Here is a 23,682-nt window from a genome sequence, read left to right as displayed (position 1 = left end):
AGCGTGTCATGAAGATTGGCATCATTGGCGCGGGCAGCATCGGTCAGGCCCTGGCGGGCCACATGGCGAAGGCCGGCCATGAAGTGATTGTCAGCAACAGCCGTGGCCCGGAAACGCTGGCGGGACTGGTGCGCCAGCTCGGTCCCCGGGCCCGGGCGGGCACGCGGCAGGAGGCCGCGGCGGCGGACATGGTGATGCTCTCGGTGCCATGGGAGCAGGTGCGCGAGGCGCTGTCGGGCGTGCCCGCGTGGAACGGCCGCATCCTCGTCGATGCCACCAACCCCGTCCTCCTGCCCGGTTTCCGCCTCGCCGACCTGGGAGGGAGCACGTCGAGCGAGGTCGTGGCGTCGCTCGCCCCGGGCGCGCGCGTGGTGAAGACGGCCAACACCCTCCTCGCCGCCGTGCTCGCGGCGGAACCCCGGCAGTCCGGAGGCCGCCGCGTGTTGTTCATGTCGGGAGATGACGCGGGCGCCAAGACGGAGGTGAGCGGCCTCTTCGGGCAGGCGGGCTTCGCTACCGTCGATCTCGGCGGCCTGGCGATCGGCGGACGGCTGCAACAGTTCCCCGGGGGTCCGCTGCCAACGCTCAACCTGCTCAAGCTGGACTGACCTCCGCCGCGGGGAGGATGCGATGCGCTAGACGGCGGGTGGAGCGGTGAGGTTCACTCGGACCTCGAGCATGACCTCAAAGCCTGTCGAGCTGGAGATTCGGAGCTGGTCGTCACCCGATGTCGATTTCAAGGCTTGGCGGCCTGATGATCGCTCCGACGTGTTCTTCCTATTGGAGATGGAGATTGGCGTCGCGGGAGAGGCAGGAATGGATGTCTTCCAGGTGGTCGTGTCCACGCCTGAAGGGCTGAGAGCCCGCTCCTCGAAACCCGTGGTGAGGGAGCGGGCGACGTTGATCCTGGCGGATTACTCTTGGGACCTCCTCCGGCGGACGTGCGTGGAGATCGTGGCGCGCTGTGCTGCTGCGTCCTGGGAGGAATCGGTCCTCCGGCTGCAGCGCTATTTCATGTGGGAGTATGAAGATTACAGCGTGAGCTGACCGTCCCCGTCACGGCGACAGCCAGCCACCGCGGCGGACCCAGAACCGCTGCCACCAGCCAACGATGTAGTGACCCATGTGCTGGCAGTCCACCATGCACCAGCCCGCCCGCTCAACAGGGTCCCCGTTCCCGCTCAACAGGTAGGGTCGTGGCCATGAGACCGCTGAGCCAGCGCGAAAAGGAAAACGCCGGCCTCCCTCAGGGAGACCGGCGTTGAAACAGGCGGGTTCTGCTCAGTACATCTTGAACGAGAACACCTGGTTGTTGACCGACGAGTTGCTGGAGTCCAGGCACTCCCACTGCTGGATGTTGGTGCCGTTCGTCGTGCCGCCGCCCGCGACGTCGACGCACTTACCGGTGCGGGTGTTGACCATGTGGAACTTGTTCTGCCCGGGGAACTGCTCGAAGCGGAAGAGCTGGTTCGGGTTCCCCGAGCTGCACTCCCAGAGCTGGATGTTGGTGCCGTTCGTCGTGCCGCCGCCCGAGACGTCGAGGCACGTGCCTGCCTGAGAGCTCTTCACGAGGTAGACGTTTGGCGTCGAGGTCTCCACGAGGGTGAAGTACTCGTTGTTGTTCCCGCTCGTGCAATCCCAGATCTGGGCGTTCGTGCCGTTGGCAGGGTTGCCGTTGACGACATCGATGCACTTGCCGTTCCTCGCGTTCTGCAGCTGGAACTTCACGATCCAGGGAGAGTCCGTGGAGGTGAGCGACCACGAGGAGATCAGATCGTTGAAGCTGAAGTCCTTCAGGTTGCTGACGAGCGAGTTGTCGAGGAAGGGGAACACGTTGACGAACGTGACCGAACTCCCGCCGAAGTTGCTGTGCTCGTAGAAGGTGCCCGCCATCACGGTGGGAATGGTGAACGCGCTGATCTCGTCGTTCCAGGTCGAGCTGTTGCCGTGGGAGTAGGCGTTGAACGGATCCGAGAAGCCCGAGGCGTCGAGATTGACGTTGATGGAACCGGTGACACAGAACGCCCAGCTACCGCCCCAGGCCGTGCTGTACGAGTGCCGGTAGGCCTCGATGCAGTACTTGTCCCGCAGCGTCATGAACCGGGACATGTGGTTGTAGACGGCCTGCGTCAGCGCCGGGTAGACGTGATACTTCGTCGTGCCCGAGATGCTCCCGCCCATCAAGACGCCGACGACGTAGTACTGGCCGTTCTCCTGGTAGAGCAGCGGACCGCCCGAGTCGCCGCCCTCGGTATAGGGCTGCGTCGAGGTGTCGGAGACGATGTTGAAGTACCCGTAGTCCGAGCCGTTGTTGGTGTTCGTCGTGCCGCTGATCGGGCGCGTGCCGTACGCCTTCGTCGTCTCTCCGCCGAACCCGACCATCGTCACGGTGGTGCCGGACGTGACCAGGTCGGTCTTGTAGGCGAACGGCAGGTACTTGCTGAACGTCCTCTTGCCAAACTTCACGAGCGCCAGATCCCGCTTGTATGTGCTCTCGCCCTGGGAGGTGCCGTAGTAGACGTTCGAGTACAGGTCCTTCGACATCACGATGTAGCTCGAGTACGACCCCTCGGTGTTGTTGTTGTCACCGTCGGCGTTGTCGACCTTGACCCACTGCGCGACCTCGTTGCCCACCTTCACGCAGTGCGACGCGGTGAGGAGCGTGTCCTCTGAGATCGCCGTGGCGGTACAGGTGTAGTAGTTCCCGGTCGACGAGTAGTACGTCAGGATGCGCACCACCTCGGGGAAGAGGCTCGTCGTATAGGTGCCGTTGTTGAGCGGCTCCTCCGTGCTACCGATGGGCTCACTCGGCCGAGGCGCTTCAGCGCCGCCCGCGTTCCACTCCTCCACCGCGCCAGTCGGCACCTCTCCGCAACCCGCCAACATGGCCATCGAGGCGAACAGCGTCATCGTCTTCTTCAGCATGGGTCTGTGCTCCTTGGCGGATGCCGGGTGTTTGCGAACTGAGACCCGTGGCTTTTCGTTTCGGGCAAGCGCACCGGAAAAAGATCAGCGCGGCGGAGTACACCGGTCCGGCGCGGTGATTGACGGTGGGCACGCCGGACTCCGACACTCCGCGCATCATGCCGCTCGCCCGTGTCTCCTCCCGCCACCTGCTGCTCTCCGCCCTCGTGGGGCTCTGCCTCATGGCCTGCCAGACCGCCGCCCCCGCGGTCGCGCCGGTCTCTCCTCCTGACGCCGCGCCCCCCACGGCGGCCCGAAGCTCCGCCCCGGCCCCGGCGGAGCAACCCGCACAGCCCCTCACCGCGCTCAATGCGCTCTTCCACCAGCAGTACACGGGCGCCCGGAAGGCCTATACCGCCCGCCTCGGCACCGGGGAGCGCCCCCTCCTGCTCATGAAGGGGACGCTCACCTTCGTGTGGCAGGGGAAGAGCACCCAGTACACCGTCCTCTCCCCGCGCTACCACGCCCTCAAGGCGTTCTCGCACGTCCCGCTGAGCATCGCCGTGGCGCTGCTGGGCAACCCCGGCGCCACGCTCACCCCGGAGACGCAGGCCCTCTTCCAGAGCACCCGGCAGCGCATCGCCGAGACACTGGCCGACCTCGACACGCCCACGTCCTCCACCCGGAGTCTCCTGCCGCCCGAGCTGCTGGAGGGGCAGCGGACCCTGCTGCGTGAGAGCGACACCCTGCTCGCGGAGTGCTTGTCACGGGGAAGGCCCACCCCGGAGCGTCTGGAGCGCTTCGCCCAGGCCGTGCGTCCGGCGGTGGTGGACAATGTCCGGGCCTCGGCGCGTGACGAGCTGGAGCAGCTCCACCAACACGTCAGCGCCATTCGCGCCTCGTTGAGTCCGGAGCAGTGGGCACGGCTGGCCGTCGTCATCAGCACCTCCCGGCAGGCGCGCGCGCGGGAGGCGTCCCTCCAATACTTCGAGCGGCTCCTCGGCGAGCCGAAGCAGGGAGAGGGCGCGGCACGCGAGGAGCGCATCGTGGTCCTGGAGGCGTTCGGCTCGCGAGATTCCCTGGAGGCGCTGGCCACCCACGAGCTGGATCAGGATGCCGCCGCCTGGTTGTTTGGCGACAGGTTCCGCCTCCAGAGTGATCTGCTGGCGCCGTATGCCACCGAGTACCTCGACGTACTCCTCCCCTCCCGTGCTCCGGAGCCGGCGGGACACTGACGTCCCCTGCCGCTGCTCACGGCTCAACAGGCCCATGTGACAGCGGTGCATCTGGACCGCCTCGTGCGCGATCTGGTAATGGCGCGGCTTCGGGGGTGATCCAGAGCATGTTCCGCATCGAGACAGAGAAAGAGCTTCTGAGCGCGTTCCGCTCGCGGGATCGCAAGCACGTCGAGCTGCCCAAGGGTATCCAGCTCCCACTGTTTGTCCGCGACTACCTCGCGTGGGTGGACCCCTACGGGGTTCGCGTCTTCCTCGTGTTCACCGCACCGGGCGCCAAGAAGCCCACGGGCATCGCGTTCCGCCGCGATCAGCAGGGAGACAAGATGCTGGCGCTCCGGGTGTGTGAGTGGTGCCGGGCCTCGGGCTCGGCGGACCAGATCGGGCTGCTCACCACGGATGTCGATTCCAAGCGCCGGGTGGGCGTGAATCTCTGCCTGGATCTCCGCTGCAACGAGAAGCTGGAGCAGGCGGCGAACATGTCCGGGCGGAGTGTCTTGGACGACAACCGGCAACTGCTCGAACGCATGGCCCGCTTCGCGAACGAGGCGCTGGGCATGGAGCTCAGCGCGGAGAGCCGCTGACGGGTACGCCGAGGGACGAGGGCCAGGGGCCTCGCGCCACTGGCCGTCCCTCGGCGTGAGCCCTACTTCTTGCCCTTGCCGCCCTTGGGCTTGTTGCCGCCCAGCACCGAGCCCGGCTTCTGCAACTCGTTCACGTAGTACGCCAGTGCCCAGCGCTCCTCCTCGGGCAGCTGGGTGAAGGCCACCATCGTCGAGCCCGGGATGCCCGTGGCGAGCGTCTGGAAGATCTCCTCCGGCTTGTTGCCCTTCTTGAAGGGATCCTTGAGGAAGTTGCGCGGCTTGGGAACCAGGACCGCGGCCATCTGCCCGGAGGCATCACCCTTCTCGCCGTGGCAGGCGGCGCAATTGCGGGTGAAGGACGTCTTCGCCTTCTCGAGCATCTCCTTCGTCGGCGCAGGCTTCGCCGGAGGCGCACCGAACACCAGGCCGCTGCCGAGCAGCCCCACCACCAGCGTCCATCTCGTCAGGTTTTCACGCGACACGTATGACCTCCACATCCAGGTGAACACGCCCCCGAGTATGTACCGGGAGCCGCGCTGGACCATCCAAGCAAGTCCGGCGCCAGGAAGGGACAGCACACCGGGGGGCACCGTTCAGAGGGAGGCACCCGGCCTGTCTTCCTGGCGGGCAGGCAGCGCGAAAATCCTGCCGGTCCGTGGGGGGGAAGGGACGCAAAGCCTGCGTCAGGTGCCGTTCCCCGGAGGCGCGAGGAAGTGGGCCTCCAGCCGCTTCACCTGGCCCGAGGACTCATCCGTCACCTCCAGGTAGAAGGTGAAGGGGCGGGCCTGACCGCGCTCCAGCGTGAGGAAGAGCGGCACCCGGAAGCTCTCCAGCGACGCGAGCTTCACCTGCCGCTGGGGCACCACCACCGAGGCCTCCACCGGGCTGTCTACTCGCAGCGAGAAGGTGGACTCGGTGGGGTTCTTGTTCACCAGGTGCAGATCGAACTGGTTGCGGATGGTGCCGCCCTCCAGCACGTACGTCGTGCCCTGCAGGCGCAGCAGGTTGGCCTCGAAGGGGGTGCGGCGGGCGAGGCTCACCCCGAGTGCGAGCACGGAGGCCAGCAGCAGCCCTCCATAGATGAAGAGCCTCGGACGCGGCACACGCCCCCCCTGCCCCGCCAACCCGTTGAGCGAGTCGTAGCGGACGAGGCCCCGCGGCCGGCCCAGCTTGTCCATCACCTCGTCACAGGCATCCACGCACTGCGCGCAAGCAATGCAGTCCATCTGCAGCCCGTTGCGGATATCGATGCCGGTGGGGCAGACCAGGACGCACTTGCGGCAGTCCACGCAGTCGCCCTGCCGGGAGGGCTCCACGCCCCCGGCCTTCACCTTCTGTACGCGGCCCCGGGGCTCGCCCCGGCCCAGGTCGTAGCCGATGATGAGCGAGTCCCGGTCCTGCATGGCGGACTGCAGGCGCCCGTAGGGGCAGAGCACCACGCAGAGCTGCTCGCGGAACCAGGCGAAGTTGAAGTAGAGCGCGCCGGTGACGGCCATGGCCCAGGCGAAGGCCACCGGGTGCTGGGCCGGCCCGTCCCGCACCATGCCCGTCAGCCCCTGCGCGGAGACGAAGAGACTGAGCGCCACGTGCGCCAGGAAGAGCGACACCACCACGTAGGCGCCGTGTTTGGCCACCGCGCGCACCACCCGCGCCGCCGTCCACGGCCCGGCGGCCCTGCGCAGACGGCGCTCGCGCGGGCCGTCGATCCACCGCTCTATCTGCCGGTACACGCCCTCGAGGAACACCGTCTGCGGGCAGGCCCAGCCACACCACACCCGGCCCAGCCACGCCGTGACGAAGAACAGCCCGAAGCCGATGGTGGTGAGCAGGAAGAGGACGAGCCAGAAGTCCTGCGCGTTGTAGGTGTTGCCGAAGAGGTAGAAGCGGCGCGCGGCCACGTCCAGGTGGATGGAGGGACGGCCTCCCACGTGGATGAGCGGCAGCGCGACGTAGATGGCGATGAGCGCCGCGAAGACGGCGCGCCGCCGCGTCATGAAGCGGCCATGGACGTCCGCGGGGTGGATGGCCAGACGCGAGCCATCCGCCTTCACGGAAGGAAGATGGCCCAGGCCCGGGCCCTGAGGCTGCGGTGGAGGCTGCGGTTGCGGTTGCGGCGAGGCCATGGCGGATGCCCTACTTCTCGGGCTCGCCTTGCGGCGGCTTGCCCGGCACGTTCGTGTTCTTGAGGGTCAGCACGTACGCCACGACAGCGCGCACCCGCTGCGGGCCCAGCACCTTCTCCCAGGAGGGCATGCCCTTGGCCAGCACCCCCTCGTTCACCACCTTGTGGATGTCCGTGGGCTTGCCGCCGTGCAGCCATTGGTTGTCCGTCAGGTTGGGGCCGATGATGCCCTCGCCCTTCAGGCCATGGCAGGCCGCGCACGTCTGCTGGAAGTTCAGCTGGCCCTCGTCCACCAGGCCCTTGTCCTGCACGAGCAGCATCAGCCCCGCGTCCGAGTCCGGCTTGGGCTTGCGGGCCTCGGCCAGCCGCGCCGCCTCGGCTGCCTCCGCGCGGTACACCTCCAGCGAGCCCCTGCCCTCGCCCGTCGTGTGGAAGTAGTACCAGTAGCCGAAGCCGAAGCAGACGGTGAGCCAGAGGATGAACAGCCACCAGTTGGGCAGGTGGTTGTCCAGCTCCTCGATGCCGTCATAGACGTGGACGACGCCAGACTTGTCCTGGGCACTCATGGGTGATCCTCCGGCCCGGTCAGCGGCAGCCGCGCGAGCCCATCGAAGTCCTGGCCGCGCCGGGCGAGGAGAACCCACGCCACGACGCCGACGAAGAGGGCCAGGAAGAACAACATGGCGAAGAGGGGCAGCGCGGTGAGCTGCATGCCCGAGAAGAATTGTTTGTACATGGCTACTCCGCTCCCTGGGTCGACGAGACGGGCTCGGGCGAGACGGGCTTGGGCAGATCCTGCGGCCCGCGCCCCAGCCGCTGCAGGTAGGAGACGATGGCCACCATCTCCGAGTCCCACGCCACCTGCACGCCCTGGGCCGCCAGGTCCGTGACGATCGTCTCGGCCTGGGCCTTCTGGCGCGCCTCGGCCCCGTCCACGTCCGCGTTGGTGTAGGGCACGCCCAGCTTCTGCATCAGCGCCAGCTTCTTGGGCGCCGCCTTCACATCGAGCTTGTTCGCCGCCAGCCACGCGTAGGACGGCATGTTGGAGCCCGGGCTGGTGGCGCGCGGATCCATCAGGTGCGTGTAGTGCCAGAGGTTGGGGTACTTGCCGCCCACCCGGTGCAGATCCGGCCCGGTGCGCTTGCTGCCCCACTGGAAGGGATGGTCGTAGATGAACTCCTCGGCGCGCGACACGTCGCCGTAGCGCTGCGTCTCGGCGAGGAAGGGGCGGATCATCTGCGAGTGGCACACGTAGCAGCCCTCGCGCACGTACAGGTCACGCCCCTGCAGCTCCAGCGGCGAGTACGGCTGCTGGCCCTCGCCATGGTGGGGCACCGCCTGCTTCACCAGGATGGTGGGCAGCAGCTCCGCCACGCCTCCCACGAGGATGGCCACCAGGGTGAGCACCGTGAAGGCCAGCGGGCGGCCCTCCACGAGCGCGAACCACGAGGGCCGGCCCGACTCGCGCTGCTTGCGCGCCACGACGAAGGCCAGCGCGCCCAGCACCACGATGACGCCCGTGAGGACGAAGAAGCGCATCGGGCTGCCCCAGCCCAGGAAGAGGGACACGCCGATGATGGCCACCCCGAAGACGAACGGCCAGCCGGTGAGCAGCGCCCCGAGACCGGGCCGCGCGCCCGCGGGCACCGCCTCCGGCTCCACCACCACCGTGGTCTCCGCGTCCACCGGCTTGCCGGCACGCGCGGTCTTCCACAGGTTCCACATCATCATCACGAAGCCGACGAGGTAGAGCAGGCCGCCCACCATGCGGACGATGTACATGGGCCGGATGGCCAGCAGCGTCTCCACGAAGTTCGGGTAGAGCAGCGTCCCGTCCGGGTTGGTGGCGCGCCACATGAGGCCCTGGTTCACCCCGGACACCCACATGGCGACCATGTAGAGGAGGATGCCCACCGTGGCCATCCAGAAGTGCGCGTCCGCGGCCTTCGTGGAGTGCAGCTTGGTGCCGTACAGGCGCGGCATCAGCCAGTAGAACATGCCGGCCGCCATGAGGCCGTTCCACCCCAGCGCGCCGCCGTGCACGTGGCCGATGATCCAGTCCGTGTAGTGGCCGAGCGCGCTCACCGACTTGATGGACAGCAGCGGCCCCTCGAGGGTGGCCATGCCGTAGAAGGTGACGCCCGCCACGAAGAATTTGAGGACGGGATCCTCGCGCAGCTTGTGCCAGGCCCCGCGCAGCGTGAGCAGGCCGTTGAGCATGCCGCCCCAGGAAGGCGCCCAGAGCATGAGGCTGAACACCATGCCCAGCGACTGCGCCCAGTCCGGCAGCGCCGTGTAGAGCAGGTGGTGCGGGCCGGCCCAGATGTACATGAAGACCAGGGCCCAGAAGTGCACGATGGACAGCCGGTACGAGAAGACCGGGCGCTCGGCCGCCTTCGGCAGGAAGTAGTACATGATGCCGAGGATGGGCGTGGTCAGGAAGAAGGCGACGGCGTTGTGGCCGTACCACCACTGCACCAGCGCGTCCTGCACTCCGGAGAAGACGGAGTAGCTCTTGAGCGGGCTCAGCGGCAGGGCCAGGCTGTTGACGATGTGCAGCACCGCCACGGTGATGATGGTGGCGATGTAGAACCAGATGGCGACGTAGAGCTGCTTCTCGTTGCGCTTCGCCAGCGTCCAGAAGAAGTTGATGGCGAAGACGACCCAGACGAGCGTGATGGCCAGGTCGATGGGCCACTCCAGCTCCGCGTACTCCTTGGAGGTGGTGATGCCCATGGGCAGCGTGATGGCCGCCGCGACGATGATGGCCTGCCAGCCCCAGAAGTGGATGTTGGAGAGCGTGTCGGACGCCATCCGCGTCTTCAGCAGACGCTGGGTGGAGTAGTACACGCCCGCGAACATCATGTTGCCCACGAAGGCGAAGATGACCGCGTTGGTGTGCAGCGGGCGCAGCCGGGAGAAGGTCAGGTAGGGGACGCCGAAGTTGAGCTGCCACCAGGCGAGCTGGGCGGCGATGAAGACGCCCACCAGCAGGCCCACCGCGCCGAAGAGGAGCGACGCGATGATGAACCTGCGGGTGATGGTGTCGTCGTAGACGATGCGTTGCTGTTGCACGAAATCACCTCGGGAGATCGGACTGCGATGGCGGCTGGGGCGGCTCCACCCGCGCGGGGCGGGCGCTGTCGTCCTCGAGCGGGAAGAGGGAGAGACGGTCGGCGTGCTCGTAGTCGCGGTGCCGGACGCTGAAGGCGAAGAGCAGCACCGCGCCCGCCACGAGCATGAGGCTGACGAAGACCTGCAGGACGAGGACGCTCATGCGTGCACCTCGGTGAGTGCCGGGGAGGCACTGGCGGCGCGCGGGCGCCGGGGCGAGAGGGCCGCCAGGGTGAAGAGGATGAGCGACAGAGAGCTGAGCGGCATGGCCACCGCCGCGCGCAGCGGCGTCATCAGCCCCGCCAGGCACACCGCCACGGCCACCCCGTTGTAGAGGAGGGCCACGGCCAGCAGCCGGCGCACCATGTGCCGCAGCCGGTGAGCGAGCGCCAGCGACTCGCGGATGGCGGACAGGCCCTCGCCCAGGAGGAAGAAGTCGGACTTGCCCGGCAGCACCGGCCGGTCGATGGCGGGAGTGCCCGCGCACAGCGCCCGCTCGAAGGCGAGGCTGTCGTTGACGCCATCCCCCAGGTAGAGCGTGTCCTCCTGGTCGAGCCGCGACACGGTGGCCGCCTTGTCCTCGGGGCGCTGCCCGCCCAGGGCGTGCTCCTCGGGAAGCCCCAGCGCCGTGGCCATGGCGCGCACGCGTTCGGGCGCATCCCCCGAGATGAGCCATACCTCGTGGCCCGACTCGCGCAGGGCACCGAGCTCCCGCCGCGCATCGGCCCGCACCGACTCGCGCAAAAGGAAGTTGGCCACGGGCTGGCCATCCCTCGCCAGCACCGTGCCATCCCCCACACCGGCACCGGGAGCCGCCCAATCCGCGGCCCCCAGCCTCCAGGCGCCCTCCGGACGAAGCAGCTCCAGGCCCAGCCCGGGGTGCTCCGTCACCTGCGCGCCAGAGGAGAAACGGGCTCCCTCGCGCGCCAACTCCTCCGTGAGGCAGCGGCTCACCGGGTGGTTGCTGCGCGCGGCCATGTCGAAGGCCACGTCGCGCACCTCGGGCGCGAGCGCCCGCACCACCCCGCGATCCACCAGCTCCAGCCGCCCCAGCGTCAACGTCCCCGTCTTGTCGAAGAGCACCTTGCGCACGCGCGGCAGCCGCTCCAGCAGGTCCTGGCTGCGCACGAAGAGGCCCAGCCGCCGCAGGCGCGACTGCGTCAGCTCGTAGGCGAGTGGCACGGCGATGCCGATGGCACAGGGGCACGTCACCACCAGCAGGGACACGGCCACCTCGAGCGCCCGCTGCTCCCCGTGCGGCCACCAGAGGGCGAAGCCCGTCAGGGACACGGTCAGCACAGTGAGCACCCAGCGGCGCGACACCGCGTTCCAGAAGCGCGCATGCTCGGGCACGCGGCTTACCGAGGCGGGCGCCTGGCGCAGCAGGGCCACCAGCGGTGAGTCCTGGAAGTCCGTCCGCGCCCGCACATGGGCCGCCGAGCGCGCGGCGTTGAAGGCCCCGGCGGGCACCTCCCCTCCCCGCTCCACCGTGCGCACGTCCGGCTCGCCCGTGATCCAGTCGGTGGAGAAGCTGGCGCGGCCGTCCAGCAGCTCGGCGTCCACCGGCACCAGCTCGCCCGGGGCGATCACCAGCACGTCCCCCGCATGCAGCTCGGCGGCGCGCACGGTGACGAGCCGCTCCCCTTCCTGGCGGCGTGCGAAGAGGCCCTCCGCGCCATCATCCTCCAGGAGGAAGCGGCGGTTGCGCTCGAGGACGCGCTGCTGCAGCCAGCGCCCCACCAGCATCAGGGTGACGAAGGTGTTGAGGGTGTCGAAGTAGGTGAGGTCTCCCCGCCCGTCCCGCACCTGCACCACCGAGGTGGCGTACACCAGCAGCATGCCCAGGGCGATGGGCAGATCCAGGTGGAGCACCCCGCTGCGCAGCCCGCGCCAGGCGGAGCGGAAGAAGGGCCAGCCGCCCACCAGCACCACCGCCGTGGAGAGCCCCAGGCTCAACCGCGTGAAGAGCCGGAAGACGTCGCCCTCCTCCGGGGTGAGCCCCACGTAGAAGCTCACGGAGAAGAGCATCACGTTCATCGTCAAGGCGACGCACACGCCGAGGCGCAGGGGCAGATCCGTGGAGGCCGCCTCCGGGCGCTTGCGGCTGGGGCCGAAGAGGTAGCCGAAGGACTCCACCGTGCGCAGGAAGGCCGCCACGTCGAAGGCGCCCCGGCACCAGGCCAGCCGTGCCTTGCCCAGGGCGGGATTCACCGTGAGCGAGGCGCCTCCGGGCTGGCGGCGGAACAGCTCGTTCATCAGCCAGACACATGCGGCGCAGTGGATTCCCTGCACATCCAGCTCGAGCACGCACACCGGGCCGGGCACGGCCTCGCTCCGGGCCACGAGCGGCTCCAGCCAGGCGAAGCCCCGATCCTTCTTCGGCTCGGGCACGGGCGCGGCCTTGCCGCCCGCGAGGCTGTAGTACTGGCCCAGCCCCTGCTCCACGAGGAGGCGGTGCACGGCCTCGCAGCCGGCACAGCAGAACTCCTGGCGCGCGGCGCCCTCGGGCACGGGACTGCCGCAGTGGCGGCAGGCGATCGCGGACGGCTCGCTGGAAGTGGAAGCAGGCATGCGCGAGTGTCCTCTTGCGAACGGCATGCCGCTTGCGAATGGCGAGGGCCATGACTGCCTCCGTCCCCGTTCTCGAAGGGCTCCTGGGCCTGCTCACGTCACCGCCCGTGATGGTGGCCGGCGCGGTGGGCGCACTGGTGGTGGGCGTGACCGGGAGCGTGCACTGCCTGTTGATGTGCGGGCCGCTGGCGTGCGCGGCGCTGCCCGGAGTGAGCGGCCCCGAGCGCTGGCGCGCGGTGCTCTCCTATCAAGGAGGGCGCGTGGGGGCGTACGCGCTGACGGGAGGACTGCTGGGCGCGCTGGGAGGTGGGGTGACGCGCGCGCTGGCCGTGTCGGCGCGGCCTTATCTGCCGTGGCTCATGGCGGGAGCGCTGGTGGCCTCGGCGCTGGAGTTGGGCAAGCGGCTGCGGCCGGTGCCGGGGCTCTCGCGCGTGGCGGGTGCCCTCATGCGGCTGAGCGCAAAGTTTTCGTCCGCGAGCCGGGCGGGCGCAATGGGTGCGGTGACGCCCTTGTTGCCGTGCGGCCTGCTCTTCGGCGTGTACGCGGCGGCGCTGGCGAGCGGCTCATTCTGGGGAGGAGTTTTGCTCATGGGTGCGTTCGCGCTCGGGGGGATGCCGGCGCTGTTGGGCTCGCAGCTCCAGACGGGCCTGTGGCGCAAACAGCCCGGGCTGGCGACATTCGTGCTCAAACGAGCCATGCCGCTGGTGGCGGCGGCGGTGCTCATCTACCGCGCGGTGGGCGCCACCTCGGGCCAGCCGTCCTGTCACTGAGCCACGCTGGCTACGGACGGAACCGTTCGCGACGGTGCCACTCCAGGTGCTCTGGAGACAGTGGCCACCGGCTGTGGAGCGTCTCCGCGAAGGTGCCCCGGAGTGCCTCGGGAAGGGCGGCCGAGAACACCAATCTCCCCTGCTCCACGGTCCAGAAGCCCTCGTCGAAAAGAGCATGGTGATTGGGGCAGAGCGCCAGGGCGTTCGGGAACGCATCGGGCCCATCCGCTTCCACTGCCCGGATGTGAGCCGTCTCGAGGATGCCCACGGACTCGTACACCATGACCGATGGGCACACGGCGCACCTGCCGCCACTCGCGGCCCGGACCCGCCTGCTGAATGCAGAGTCGCGCGCCTTGCGCCGTACGAGGCGGAGCGGCCGTTCCTGGGAAGGGCTCTCGGTCTGGGGCCAGTACCCGATGCGCAGGAGATGCTCGTCCCAGAGCCGCTCAAGCACCGTCAATGCCTCGTCCCGGATCTCGATGCCACCTCCCGGGGTGTCCCAGTTCACCACGTCGTTGGGGAGCGCCGCTTGGAGCACCTCGACCGGGAGCAGGTCCTTGTCTGAATAGGGGGGCACGAGCGCATCGAACGTGAGGGGCACGTACAGCACGCTCTTTCCCTTCTCACCCCAGTGTTCCCGGGAGACGAGCAGGTCCGTGGACCAACCCGACCCGACGAGCCCTCGCGGGCGCTTGCCCTTCCGCATCAGGAACACCCTGCTCCAGGGCGGAAGGTTCTTCCGGACCCCGCTGCTCCATTCTTGCGTGACGGTTTCCCCCTCCCTGATGCGCTGGGCTTCTTCCAGGGCGTTGGGCCAGGTCCACTGGTCGGGGTTCCAGATGAGCAGGTATCCAGGCATCTCGAGCGTCTGCGCGGGAAGTGGCGTCTGACGGCTTCATACGGCCATTCCCCCCTCCTCCGCCATGCCGCTGGCGATGAGCCCAACCGGTGGGCCCAGGGTGACCGCCCTGCTGGCCGGCACGTCCAGGTTCCTGGCTCGCCGCATGCTTTGCGCGACTCGCCATGTCTGGACCGCATGACCTCTTCGCCCGCTACACCTTCGGCCACCCCGAGCGAGCCGCCGCCGAATTGCGTGCCGTACTGCCCGCGCATGTCGTCTCCGAGGTGGACTGGCCGTCCCTGCGGCGAGAGCCCGGCAGCGTGGTGGACCCGGAGTTGCGCGAGACCGAGAGCGACCTGCTCTTCACCGCCCGGCTGCGCACGGGCCAGCCACTGCTGCTGTATGTGTTGATCGAACACCAGTCCTCGGTGGACAGGTGGATGGCGCTGAGGATGCTGCGCTACGTGGTGCGTCAGGTGGAGCGCTGGCGTCAGGAGCACCCGAAGAGCACACGGCTGCCCCTCATCCTCCCTCTCGTCATGTACCACGGGCCTGATGGGGTCTGGACGGCGCCACGCCGCGTGGAGGACCTCTTCGAGCTACCGGACGGAGAGGAAGAGCGGGAGCGGTGGCGAGCGCTGGTGCCGCGCTTCGAGTACCTGCTCGATGACTTGACGGCCGAGCGGGAAGAGGCGCTGAGCGCACGCCCCGGCCCGCCCCTGGCCCGCCTGACCTGGCTGGTGCTGCGCTACGGGCGTACCGGGGAACTGGCCCGGAAGCTACCGGACTGGGTGGCGCTCTTCACTCAGTTACAGGCGGGCCCCGAGGGGGCCGAGTATCTGGGGGTCATCATCCGTTATCTGCTGTGTACCGAGGACAAGGCCGTCCATGCCGCGGCCCGGCAGGTGTTACATTCGCTGATGGATGAGCAACGAGCGGAGGAGCTGATGGGAACCTGGGCCGAGGAAATGATCGAGCGGGGAGTCCAGAAGGGCTTGGAGAAAGGCTTGGCGAAGGGCCGGGCCGAGTACATCCTGCGGATTCTCACCGCACGCGGTGTGCACGTCGACGAGGCCTCCCGCCAGCGCATCCTCTCCTGCTCGGACGTGGCGACCCTCGACCGCTGGTTCGATCGTTCCCTCAACGCCACTGCCCTGTCCGACGTGCTGGACGACCTCGCGCAGTAGACCACCCCCATGAGCCTCGCCCACCCATCGGCCTCCCCCCCGCCGTCCGGACTGAGGACCTCCCCCGAGTCCTCGGACCAGAAGCTGGCCGCCCTGCTGCGTTGGCTCGAGGACGGCGGCGCCCGCTTCCCCAAGCTGCATGTCGTCCGGCAGGAGAACGGTGAGCGCTCCGTGCTCGCCCAGGCCGATATCGCCGCGGGCGAGGCCGTCCTCCAGGTGCCTCGCAGCCACCTCCTCACCCTCGAGGTCGCGAAGAGCTCCGACATCGGCCGCCTGCTCCAGTCCCACGTCAACCCGGACAACGAGGAGCTGTACCTCGCCTCCTTCCTCCTCCAGGAGAAGCACCGGCCCGGCTCCTTCTGGAAGCCCTACGTGGACAGCCTCCCCGAGGCCTTCCCCCACGTGCCCCTCTTCTTCACGGAGTCCGAGCGCGCCCTGCTCGCGGGCTCCTTCGTGCTCACCCTGTTGCAGTTCCAGGACTACACGCTCCGTCAGGACCATGCCCTGCTGTGCCAGAAGGTCCCCGGCTACGAGCGCTTCTCCGCCGAGGAGTTCATCTGGGCCCGGCTCTCCGTCTCCTCCCGCAACTTCGGCATGAAGGTGGGGGGCCTCCGGGGGAGTGCCCTCGTCCCCCTCGCGGACATGCTCAACCACCGCCGGCCACCGGACGTGCTGTGGGGCTCCTCGGAGGATGGGCAGTCCTTCGTGATGACCGCCCAGAACGCCGTGGCCTCCGGTCTGGAGATTCACGACAGCTACGGTGCCAAGAGCAATGACCTGCTCCTGCTCCACTACGGCTTCGTGGCCGGGAACAACGAGCAGGACGAGGTCTTCCTCTCCCTCGGCCTCCCCGAGGGCACCGCGCTGGCCTCCGGCAAGCAGAAGCTGCTCGGGCTCTCCTCCCCCACCGCGAAGCAGCCCTTCAAGGTGCCGCTCCAGTACGAGCACGCGGCCACCCAGCGGATGTTCTCCTTCCTGCGCGTGGCCTGCGCGGCGCCTCTCGAGCTGCCCAGGCTCGCTCCCCGGCTCCTGTCGGGCCTGGGCTCCATCAAGCCGCTGAGCGTGGCCAACGAGGAGCGCGTCCTGCGCTCCCTCGGCGCCGCCTGCGAGGCACGGCTCGCCGCCTTCCCCACGTCCCTCGAGGAGGACGAGCGGCTCCTGCGCGAAGGAGCGCTCTCCCTCAACGCCCGCAGCTGCGTCCTCATGCGGCGCGAGGAGAAGCGGATGCTGAGCGCCTGGCTCGAGCTGACCCGCACCGGCCTGTCCCTGTTGCGCATGCCCCGGGCCGAGCTCGAAGGGCTCGCCGGACGCCCCAAGTCTCCCTGGGGCTGGTTCGATCGCTACGTCCGCGAGGCCGTGCTGGAGCTCGTCCGCCGCGCGTAGGCGTCATCGCGCGGCCGCGCCTCCCACCGTCACGGCGGGCAGCATGGCGCTCACCCCCAGTTCGGCGGCGAGTGCCTCCAGGGCAGCCAGGGCCAGCCGCGGATCCTCTCGCAGGCGGCCGAGCACCCGGGCCGATTCCACCACCCCGGGCCGGACGCTCTGCACCTGGGCGACGAAGGCCGCCGCGCACAGCACGGCCCTCGCGGCGCACCCGGTGGGAGGACCGGAGTCCCGCCCCGCGAGCAGCACCGTGGCGAGCAGCTCCCCCACCTCCGGGAATCCCTCCACCAGGGTGCGCACGCGCGCGAGCGACGGAAGGGCGAAGCGCCGGGGCGTCTCCAGCCTCGCGGCGAGCACGAGCGTCCGCGCCGCCAGCACCGCCAGTGCCTCCTCTCCCTCCCCGCCCCCCAGGTGCGTCACGCAGCGGCGGGTGAGCCGCACCATCAAGGGCGCCACCTCCGCGCTTCCTCCCGCCAGCCTCAACGCCTCGTCGAGCAGTTTCGACTGCAACTCCCGCGGCCGGGGGGCCTGGCGCCTGGGCGGGGGCGACTTCTCCGCGTCCTCTTCCGACTCCTCCTCGAGGGCCGCATCCGGAGGTGGCGGCGGTTCCACGGGCGGAGGCAGCTCCACGGGATACAGCACCGGCGGGGGCTCGGCCTGGACGCGCCTGCCGGGCTCCATCCGGACGATGTGCGGCATGACGGGCGGGCGCGCCGGCGTGCGATCGGCCAGGCACAGCTCCTCGCCAGGCCCGTCCATCCCCGCCTCCAGGGGCGAGCGGCGCAGGGGGAAGACCCGGGCGAAGAGGTTGGCGATGTCCAGGTGGTCCACGCCCAGCTGGCGCTCCTCGAGGAAGCCTTTCAGGGTGTCCGCGAAGGCGCGCACCGAGCGGAAGCGGGCCTCGGGATCCGCAGCGAGGGCCCGGAGCAGCACGGCCCAGAGCGAAGGCGGGCACCCGGGCAGCGGCTCCAGGCCGTGCTCGTCGAAGGCACCAATGTGGTGGAGCGCCTCGGGCGGCGAGCCCCCGAAGAGGGGCCGTCCCGCGAGCAGCTCGTAGAGGATCAACCCGAGGCGGAAGACATCACCCCGTCCATCCGCGGGGCGGCCCCGGGCCTGCTCGGGCGTGAGGTAGGGCGGATCGCTCCGGGAGGCCCCGCCCGTATCGACGAGCTTCACCTCGCCGCTCCGGGAGATCCACACGTGGCTGGGATGGAGGCCCCGGTGGCAGGCGCGCGCCTGGTGCAGGCGGGCCATGCCCTCGGCCACCTGCAGGACGATGAAGCACATCTCGCGCAGGCCGATCACCATGCCCCGCGCCCGCGCCGCGAGCAGCGCGCCCAACTGCTCCCCGTCCACCAGCTCCAGCACCCGGCAGGGCTGCTCCCCGCGCAGGCCCGTGTCGAGCACCCGCACGACGTTGGCGTGCGCCGGCCCGGTGGACGTCCGCGCCGAGCCCAGGAAGAGGTCCGCGAAGGTCACATCCCGCGCGAACCCGGGCAGCAGGCGCTCGAGGACGACGGGCGACTCCACGCCCCCGGGCCCCGTGCTCCGGGCCAGGAAGACCTCGGCCACCGGGTTCACCGCCAGTCTGCGAACGATGCGATACGTACCCACGAGCGCCCCCCGGCGTCTCCCGCCGCCACCCGCGCTCCCACCCCGGCTCCTCCCTGGAACCGGCCGGCCCGGGCCTCGCCTGGAAGCTAGGAAGCCCTCCGGCTCCGGCACCTGTCTCGCGGTACGGGTTGCCAGCCATGCAGCGAACGCTGGCTCGCCCTCCGAGCCTCCGAGTCGGGCAAAATTCCAAGAAAGTCGGGAACTTGAGGGGCTTCCAAGCACATGGTACGACCTCGGAAGGCGTGTGACTTTTCGCCTTGATTCCCCTCACGGAGCCGGTTTCCCCATGAGCGAGCGCAACGATCTGTCGAGGATGCCTTCCTCGTCCTCCCCAGGTGTGTCCTCCCCCGGTGTCCCCGTGGCCGCCGCCACCGAGGCCCTTGCCTCCAACCTGGCCACCCTCCCCGCCGCCTCCAGTCCGGAACAGGACGCACGCGAGCGCATCGCCACCCTCGAGCGCGAGGCGCGGGCCCTCGGCAACGAGCCCCAGGCCGCCCTTCTCTTCCATGAGATCGGCCGCCTCTACGAGGATCCCCTCAAGAACCCGCGCAACGCCGCCATGGCCTACAACCAGGCCTACCGGCTCGCGCCCCGTTTCCTCGCCAACATCCGTGCCGCACGCCGGCTCTTCGCCGATGTCGGCAACTGGCAGATGGCCGTGCAGCTGCTCGAGGCCGAGCTGAACGCCGCCGAGGCCCCCGGCGATCGCGCCACCCTCCTCTTCGAGAAGGGCACGCTGCTCGAGGAGCGCCTGTCGCGCGAGGCCGACGCCACCGCCGCCTTCCACCAGTGCCTGGAGCTGCGGCCCCAGGACACCTCGCTGCTCACCCAGCTCGAGGCCATCTACGCCGCGCGCAACGATCACGCCTCGCTCGTCGAGGTCTACCGGCTGCTGGCTACCGCGCTGGAGACGCCCTCGCTGCGCGCCCACTACCTCACCGCCGCGGGCCTGGTGCTCGAGGAGCGCCTCAAGCGCACCACCGAGGCCGCCGCCTGCTTCCGCCAGGCCTTCACCCTGGACCGCACGGATCTGCTCCTGCTCAACGCCCTCAAGCGCGTGGCGCTGCGCGAGGGCCGCGCCGAGGAGCTGCTCGAGGTCCTCACCGCCGAGGCCGAGGTGCTCGGGCCCCAGGGCGCCTCCGCGTGGCTGCAGCTGTGCAAGATGTACGAGCGGCTCGGGCGCAAGGAGGAGGCGCTGGCCGCGCTGCTCGACGCGCGCCGCGTGAGCCCCAACGAGTCCCTCATCCTCTCCGCGCTCGCCAACATCTACGAGACGCGCCAGCGCTTCGAGGAGCTCGCCGACGTGCTGCTCGCCTGGGTGGGCTGCATCAACGACGAGAGCGAGCTGGTGGCCATCAACCTGCGCCTGGCGGCCCTCTACGAGGAGGATCTCAAGCGCGAGGCGGAGGCCATCACCCGCTACCAGGCCATCCTCTCGCGCATCCCCGGCCACGGCGCCGCGCTCGCCGGCCTGGGCAAGCTCTTCTACCGCATGCAGAACTGGGAAGGCCTCGTCTCCGTCTTCGACGCCGAGACCGCCGCCTCCCCGGATCCCAAGGAGAAGGCCGCGCGCATGTTCAAGGCGGCGGAGATCCTCGAGGAGCGGCTCGGCCGTCAGGAGGAGGCGATTCAACGCTACAACAACTGCCTCCAGCTCCAGCCGGGCTACCTCCCCGCCCAGAAGGCCCTCACCCGCCTCTACGAGCGCCAGAGCCGCTTCGCCGAGCTCGTGGCCATGTACGAGCAGGATCTGCTCCAGACGCAGGACCGGGATCAGCTCATCACCACGCTCAACAAGGTCGCCGTCATCTACGAGGACCGGCTGAGCGATCTGGACCATGCGATCGAATGCATGCGGCGCATCCTCGATCTGGCGTCGGACCACCTGCCCACCATCCGCAACCTGTCGCGGCTGCTGGAGCGCGCCGGGCGCTTCCAGGAGCTCATCCGCAACCAGGAGCTGGAGGCCTCGCTGGTGGGAGACACCAAGCAGGTGCTCTCGCTCTACCACCGCAACGCGGAGATTCTCGACGAGCACCTGAAGGATCGCGCGGGCGCCATCGCCGCGTACGAGCGGGTGCTGACGCTCACGCCCTCGTACCTGCCGGCGCTCAAGGCGCTGGGCCGGCTGTACGCGCAGGAGGGCAAGTGGGATCTGCTCATCCGCATGTACCGGGCCGAGGCGGAGTTCGCCCCCACCCCCGAGGCCGCCGCGGCGCTCATCTACAAGATTGGCGAGCTGTGCGAGCACCGGCTCAAGGACGAGTACCAGGCCGTCGCCTCCTACCAGGAGGTGCTGACGCTGGCGCCGAGCCACTTCCCGGCGCTGCGCGCGCTGGCGCGGCTCTACAAGGCGCAGGGCGCGTGGGAGAGCCTCATCGAGGTGCTGCGCGCCGAGGCCGCCAACCGGACGGATCCGATGGAGCGGGCCAACGCCCTCTACCACGCGGCCACCATCTGGGAGGATCAGCTCAAGCGGCCGGAGATGGCCATCGAGGTGTTCCAGGAGGTGCTGCGGATGGCGCCGGGCCACACCGCGACGCTGCGCGCCCTGGAGCGGCTGTACCTGGCCGACGAGGACGTGAAGGAGCTGGTGGGGCTGCTGGACCGCGAGACGCAGATGGCCCAGACGCCGGGGGCCAAGGTGGCCGCGTACATGAAGCTGGCGCGGCTCTACCTGGACCACTTCCAGGAGCCCGCGCGCGCGGCCCAGTGCTGCGAGGCGGTGCTGGCGCTGGAGCCCGGCCACCTCACGGCCCTCAAGACGCTGGAGCGCATCCGCGCGGGGGACCGGGCGCGCCGGGGCGAGCTGCGCCTGCGCCTGGCCGAGGTGGTGAAGGACGGGCGCCTGAGCAACGCGCTGCGGGTGAACGCCGCCACCGACCTGGACAAGGGCACCGACGTGGAGGCCCTGCGCCGCGCCGTGGCGGAGAACCCCCGGGACGTGCGGCTCGCCTTCTACCTGGAGCGCGCCCTGCGCCAGACGGGTGACGCGGCCGCCCTGTCCGAGCTCTACATGCGCCGGCTCCAGGTGGTGGCCGACGAGCTGGAGCGCGTGGAGCTGATGCTGCGCTGCGCGGAGCTGGACGAGACGCGGCTGAACAACCCCACCCGCGCCGAGCAGGCCTACCGCGCCGCGCTGCAACTGCAGCCGCAGTGCCTGCCCGCGATGCAGGGCCTGCGCCGCCTGCTGGCCCGCCGCGGGGACGCCGCCTCCGCCCGCGTGCTGCTCGAGGGCGAGGCCCGCGTCGCGAGGGATCCCCGCAGCGCCATCGAGGCCTTCGTGGCCGCGGCCCGGCTCGCCGCGGGCCCGCTGCAGGACTCGGAGGGCGCCATCGCCCTGTACCGCCTGGCCCTGGAGAAGGATCCGCTGGACGCCCAGGCGACCGCGGGCCTGGAGGATCTGCTGGCCGCGCGCGGTGGCGCGGCGGACCTGGCCACGCTGCAGGAGCGGCGCGCCGAGGCCCGGCTGGCCCAGCAGGATCCAGCCGCGGCCGCGGCGGCCTTCTTCGGCGCGGCGAAGACGCACCTGACCTCGCTGGGCAACCGCGCCCGTGCCCTGGAGCTGCTCGAGCGCACCCTGTCCGTCCAGCCCGCCCACCCGGAGGCCCTGGAGCTGCGCGCCCACCTGCTGCTGGAGGATCGCCGCTACGCCGAGGCCGCCGCGACGCTCGCCCAGCGCATCCCGCTCGGGGGTGAGCCGGCCCACCTGGCCAAGCTGCACCTCACGCTGGGCGCGCTGTACCAGGACCAGCTGTCCGAGCCGAGCCGCGCGGCCATCCACCTGCACACCGCACGCGAGGGCCTCCCGGGCAACACCGAGGTGCTCGAGCGCATGGCCGCGCTCTTCCAACAGGTGCGCAACTGGCAGGGCGCCATGGACTGCCTGCGCCGGCTGCTGGAGATGGACCTCCCCGTGGCCGAGCGCGCGCGCCACACCGTGACGCTGGCGCAGCTCTACGAGCAGGGCCTGGGGGATGGCGCCTCGGCCTCCACCCTGTACCGCCAGGCGCTGGAGCTCACCCCGGGCGACGCCACGCTGGTGGACCGGCTGGTGGTGCTCTACGAGCGCGCCGGCAACCTGCTGGAGCTGTCTCAGATGCTGGAGGCCCAGGCCGCCCAGGCGCATGCCACCGGGGACACGAAGCGCGCGGCCTCGCTGCGGCTCAAGGTGGCGGACCTGTACGCCGGCCCGCTGGAGGAGCCCACGCGCGCCATCACCCTGTACCGGCACATCGTCGACGCGGATCCGGCCAACGTCCCGGCGCGCTCGGCCCTGGCCACCCTGTACATGCGCGACGCGGCGGCCTCGCAGCTCGCCGTCGAGGAGAACCGGCAGCTCCTGAAGCTGGAGCCCACCCGCGTGGAGAGCCTGCACTCGCTCTTCCGGCTGTGGGAAGGCACCCGGCAGACCGACAAGGCCTTCTGCGCCGCGGCGGTGCTGCACTTCCTGCGCTCGGCCAACGAGACGGAGGCGTCCTTCTACTCGGAGATGCGCAGCCGCCTGCCCACCGAGACGCAGGAGCGGCTGAGCGTGGCGGACGTGGACGCGGGGCTCATGCACCCCTCGGCGCGCGGGCCGCTGCTCGAGGTGATGCGGTCGGTGGGAGATCAGCTCAGCAAGCTGCACCCGGCGCAGTTCGAGCTGCTCGGGGTGGACCGCAAGACGGACAAGCTCAAGCCGGACCACGCGGTGTTCAAGGCCGTGCGCGCGGTGGCGCAGGTGTTCGGCGTGGAGGAGTTCGAGGTGTACCAGGCCCGCCGCGGGCTCATCGGCATGGAGACGACCGAGCCGCTGAGCATGTGCGTGGGCCAGGACGTGGTGCGCCGCTTCAACGCCCGCGAGCAGAAGTTCCTCTTCGGCCGCGCGGTGCTGGGCCTGCTCAACAAGACGGCGGTGCTCTCCAAGCTGTCGCGTGGCGAGACGCAGGACCTGTTCGGCAACTCCATCCGCATCTTCGCCCCGCTGTTCACGGCGCTGGGACGCAACAACGAGGAGATGGTGAAGCAGTACCGCCGGGCCTACTCGCGCAAGGCGCTCAAGGCGCTGGAGCCGGCCGCGCTGGAGCTGGGGCCGCAGTCCAGGGTGGAGCTGGAGCCCGTGCTGGAGGGCATGGCGTTCTCGGCGGACCGGGCCGGCGTGCTGATGTGCGGCGACGTCTCGGTGGGCCTCACCATGGTGCTGCGCGAGGATCCGAACTTCGCCACCGCCCGCCTGGACAACGCCGAGCCCCTGCTGCAGGCCCTGCGCGAGCGCGCCGACCTGCAGCAGATCCTCACCTACGTCCTGTCCGACGACTTCCTGCGCCTGCGCCAGCGCGTCGCCCTGGCGCTGCCGTGAGCTGAAAAGACCC

The 23,682-nt window shown here is 69.8% G+C and carries 18 protein-coding genes; 8 read left to right on the top strand and 10 right to left on the bottom strand.

What is annotated here, in order from left to right:
• The first annotated feature begins 8 nt into the window (after positions 1-8).
• Both NR798_RS21425 and NR798_RS21420 read left to right on the top strand, forming a co-directional pair.
• Positions 9-608 carry an NADPH-dependent F420 reductase gene (locus tag NR798_RS21425; RefSeq protein ID WP_375773344.1) on the top strand — a complete coding sequence of 200 codons (600 nt, stop codon included), beginning with the start codon at positions 9-11 and terminating at the stop codon, positions 606-608.
• 70 nt (positions 609-678) lie between these two features.
• Positions 679-1,047 carry an Imm8 family immunity protein gene (locus NR798_RS21420; RefSeq protein ID WP_375773343.1) on the top strand — a complete coding sequence of 123 codons (369 nt, stop codon included), beginning with the start codon at positions 679-681 and terminating at the stop codon, positions 1,045-1,047.
• A 234-nt stretch (positions 1,048-1,281) separates the two neighbouring features.
• Here the strand turns inward: NR798_RS21420 and NR798_RS21415 are convergent, their stop codons facing one another.
• Positions 1,282-2,925, bottom strand: coding sequence for an RICIN domain-containing protein (locus tag NR798_RS21415; RefSeq protein ID WP_375773342.1), 1,644 nt, complete (start codon positions 2,923-2,925; stop codon positions 1,282-1,284).
• Between the two features lie 125 nt (positions 2,926-3,050).
• Here NR798_RS21415 and NR798_RS21410 point away from each other — a divergent pair, with 125 nt between their 5' ends.
• Positions 3,051-4,139 carry a hypothetical protein gene (locus NR798_RS21410; RefSeq protein ID WP_375773341.1) on the top strand — a complete coding sequence of 363 codons (1,089 nt, stop codon included), beginning with the start codon at positions 3,051-3,053 and terminating at the stop codon, positions 4,137-4,139.
• 107 nt (positions 4,140-4,246) lie between these two features.
• Complete coding sequence (locus tag NR798_RS21405; RefSeq protein ID WP_375773340.1) at positions 4,247-4,723, top strand: FBP domain-containing protein; 477 nt, start codon at positions 4,247-4,249, stop codon at positions 4,721-4,723.
• 62 nt (positions 4,724-4,785) lie between these two features.
• Here NR798_RS21405 and NR798_RS21400 read toward each other — a convergent pair whose 3' ends face one another.
• The 7 genes from NR798_RS21400 to NR798_RS21370 all read right to left on the bottom strand — a co-directional run bounded on the left by NR798_RS21400 (position 4,786) and on the right by NR798_RS21370 (position 12,530).
• Complete coding sequence (locus NR798_RS21400) at positions 4,786-5,205, bottom strand: c-type cytochrome (protein WP_375773339.1); 420 nt, start codon at positions 5,203-5,205, stop codon at positions 4,786-4,788.
• Between the two features lie 201 nt (positions 5,206-5,406).
• Positions 5,407-6,846 (bottom strand): cytochrome c oxidase accessory protein CcoG, encoded by a 1,440-nt coding sequence (gene ccoG / locus NR798_RS21395; RefSeq protein WP_375773338.1) that lies wholly within the window; start codon positions 6,844-6,846, stop codon positions 5,407-5,409.
• Positions 6,847-6,856: 10 nt separating this feature from the next.
• A complete protein-coding gene (locus NR798_RS21390) occupies positions 6,857-7,411 on the bottom strand; it encodes a cbb3-type cytochrome c oxidase N-terminal domain-containing protein (protein ID WP_375773337.1) in 555 nt (184 codons plus the stop codon).
• Complete coding sequence (locus tag NR798_RS21385; RefSeq protein WP_375773336.1) at positions 7,408-7,581, bottom strand: CcoQ/FixQ family Cbb3-type cytochrome c oxidase assembly chaperone; 174 nt, start codon at positions 7,579-7,581, stop codon at positions 7,408-7,410. Before NR798_RS21385 ends, NR798_RS21390 begins: the two co-directional genes overlap by 4 nt.
• A 2-nt stretch (positions 7,582-7,583) precedes the next feature.
• Positions 7,584-9,920, bottom strand: a complete 2,337-nt coding sequence (gene ccoN, locus NR798_RS21380) for a cytochrome-c oxidase, cbb3-type subunit I (RefSeq protein WP_375773335.1) — start codon at positions 9,918-9,920, stop codon at positions 7,584-7,586.
• Between the two features lie 4 nt (positions 9,921-9,924).
• Positions 9,925-10,122: a cytochrome oxidase gene (locus tag NR798_RS21375; RefSeq protein ID WP_375773334.1), complete on the bottom strand. Its 198-nt coding sequence runs from the start codon at positions 10,120-10,122 to the stop codon at positions 9,925-9,927.
• Positions 10,119-12,530, bottom strand: coding sequence for a heavy metal translocating P-type ATPase (locus tag NR798_RS21370; protein ID WP_375773333.1), 2,412 nt, complete (start codon positions 12,528-12,530; stop codon positions 10,119-10,121). Before NR798_RS21370 ends, NR798_RS21375 begins: the two co-directional genes overlap by 4 nt.
• A 50-nt stretch (positions 12,531-12,580) precedes the next feature.
• Here NR798_RS21370 and NR798_RS21365 point away from each other — a divergent pair, with 50 nt between their 5' ends.
• Positions 12,581-13,300 (top strand): sulfite exporter TauE/SafE family protein, encoded by a 720-nt coding sequence (locus tag NR798_RS21365; RefSeq protein ID WP_375773332.1) that lies wholly within the window; start codon positions 12,581-12,583, stop codon positions 13,298-13,300.
• 10 nt (positions 13,301-13,310) lie between these two features.
• Here NR798_RS21365 and NR798_RS21360 read toward each other — a convergent pair whose 3' ends face one another.
• Complete coding sequence (locus NR798_RS21360; RefSeq protein ID WP_375773331.1) at positions 13,311-14,009, bottom strand: HNH endonuclease; 699 nt, start codon at positions 14,007-14,009, stop codon at positions 13,311-13,313.
• A gap of 317 nt (positions 14,010-14,326) precedes the next feature.
• Here NR798_RS21360 and NR798_RS21355 point away from each other — a divergent pair, with 317 nt between their 5' ends.
• Both NR798_RS21355 and NR798_RS21350 read left to right on the top strand, forming a co-directional pair.
• Entirely contained in the window at positions 14,327-15,331 is a 1,005-nt protein-coding gene (locus tag NR798_RS21355) for an Rpn family recombination-promoting nuclease/putative transposase (RefSeq protein WP_375773330.1), read from the top strand.
• Positions 15,332-15,340: 9 nt separating this feature from the next.
• Complete coding sequence (locus NR798_RS21350) at positions 15,341-16,714, top strand: SET domain-containing histone-lysine N-methyltransferase (protein ID WP_375773329.1); 1,374 nt, start codon at positions 15,341-15,343, stop codon at positions 16,712-16,714.
• A gap of 3 nt (positions 16,715-16,717) precedes the next feature.
• Here NR798_RS21350 and NR798_RS21345 read toward each other — a convergent pair whose 3' ends face one another.
• Positions 16,718-18,328 carry a serine/threonine protein kinase gene (locus NR798_RS21345; protein ID WP_375773328.1) on the bottom strand — a complete coding sequence of 537 codons (1,611 nt, stop codon included), beginning with the start codon at positions 18,326-18,328 and terminating at the stop codon, positions 16,718-16,720.
• A 286-nt stretch (positions 18,329-18,614) separates the two neighbouring features.
• Between NR798_RS21345 and NR798_RS21340 the strand changes: the two genes are divergently transcribed.
• A complete protein-coding gene (locus tag NR798_RS21340; protein WP_375773327.1) occupies positions 18,615-23,669 on the top strand; it encodes an Adventurous gliding motility protein K in 5,055 nt (1,684 codons plus the stop codon).
• The last annotated feature ends 13 nt before the right edge of the window (positions 23,670-23,682 follow it).

The organism is Archangium gephyra (assembly GCF_042230915.1).
GTDB lineage: Bacteria > Myxococcota > Myxococcia > Myxococcales > Myxococcaceae > Archangium > Archangium gephyra_B.
Note: the sequence above shows the minus strand (reverse complement) of the source record. Positions and strands in the feature narration are given on the sequence as shown.